Source organism: Micromonospora sp. BL1, assembly GCF_003667485.1.
Taxonomy (GTDB): domain Bacteria; phylum Actinomycetota; class Actinomycetes; order Mycobacteriales; family Micromonosporaceae; genus Micromonospora; species Micromonospora tulbaghiae.
The window spans coordinates 1-1228 of the sequence record NZ_RCVK01000366.1; the positions used below are offsets into that span (position 1 = coordinate 1).

Genomic DNA, 1228 nt, shown 5'->3' on the forward strand with positions numbered 1-1228 from the left:
GTTCCGGGCGGGGTGCTGTGGAGCAGCGTCTCCGGCGGGGGCGAGACGCGCGTGCTGCCGGACGGGTGCCTGGATCTGCTCTGGTCCAGCCGGTCCGGGCTGCTCGTCGCCGGCCCGGACCGCACCGCGCACCTGTCGCGGTCCGCGCCGGGGGACCGGTGGATCGGGCTGCGCCTGCCGCCGGGGACCGGCCCGGCCGTGTTCGGGGTGCCGGCCGAGGAACTGCGGGACCGCCGCGTACCGCTGGCCGACCTGTGGGGCCGCGCCGCCGCCGAGGGGACCGACCGGGTCGAGACAGCGCTGGCCGCGCCGATCCGCAGCGACGGGCGCGACGCCGTCAGTCCTGCCGACGCCCACGCCGCCTCGGTGCTCACCCGGGTCGCCCGCGACCGGCTGCGCGCGGCCGGCGGCCCCGACCCGGTCGGCGCGCGGGTCGCCGCCCGCCTGGCCGCCGGGGCCACCGTCGCCGCGACCGCCGCCGAGGTCGGCCTCGGCGAGCGGGCCCTGCACCGGCGCAGCCGGGCCCTGTTCGGGTACGGCCCGAAGACGCTGGCCCGCATCCTGCGGATGCGCCGCGCGCTGGACCTGGCCCGCACCGGCGCGCCGCTCGCCGAGGTGGCGGTGCGCAGCGGGTACGCCGACCAGGCCCACCTGACCCGCGAGGTACGCGAGATGGCCGGGGTGCCGCCGACCCGGCTGCTCGCCCCGGCCCGGAGCCGCCCGCGGGCGAGCTGACCGGCCTGAAGCCGCCCGCGGGCGAGCTGACCGGCCCGGAAGCGGCCCGCGAGCCGGCTCGCGTCTACTCGGCCGTGGGCAGCGGGGCGAACAGGTCCACGCCGTTGCCGTCCGGATCGTGCAGGACCGCGTACCGCTGACCCCAGAACGCGTCCCACGGCGGCAGCTCACCGTGGTGCCCGGCGCCGGTCAGCTCGGCGTACCAGCGGTCCACCTCGGCCGGGTCGGCGCACCGGAAGGCCAGGCTCATCCGGTTGTTGCCGCCGGACGGGTCGAAGTCGGGGTAGAAGCTGCGGATCGTCTCGACCGTGTCCCAGGCCAGCCGTACGCCGTTCGGCAGGGTGACCTCGACGTGCCCTTCGGTCTCGGCGCCGGCCGGGATCGGCAGCCCCAGCCGCCGGTAGAAGTCGAGCGTGCGGGCCATGTCGGTGACCACGGTCCCGACCAGATCGAACTGCGGTGTCATGCCGGCCACGGTAGGCCCGCCCGGCCC

The 1228-nt window shown here is 78.2% G+C and carries 2 protein-coding genes; one reads left to right on the top strand and one right to left on the bottom strand.

Annotated elements, in window-relative coordinates:
* Positions 1-735: helix-turn-helix transcriptional regulator (locus EAD96_RS27585; protein ID WP_147457942.1), on the top strand; the 735-nt coding region annotated here is incomplete at its 5' end.
* A gap of 64 nt (positions 736-799) precedes the next feature.
* Here the strand turns inward: EAD96_RS27585 and EAD96_RS27590 are convergent.
* The gene (locus EAD96_RS27590) at positions 800-1201 is read right to left on the bottom strand and encodes a VOC family protein (protein ID WP_120573811.1); all 402 of its coding nucleotides are present in this window, start codon (positions 1199-1201) and stop codon (positions 800-802) included.
* Positions 1202-1228 lie beyond the last annotated feature (27 nt).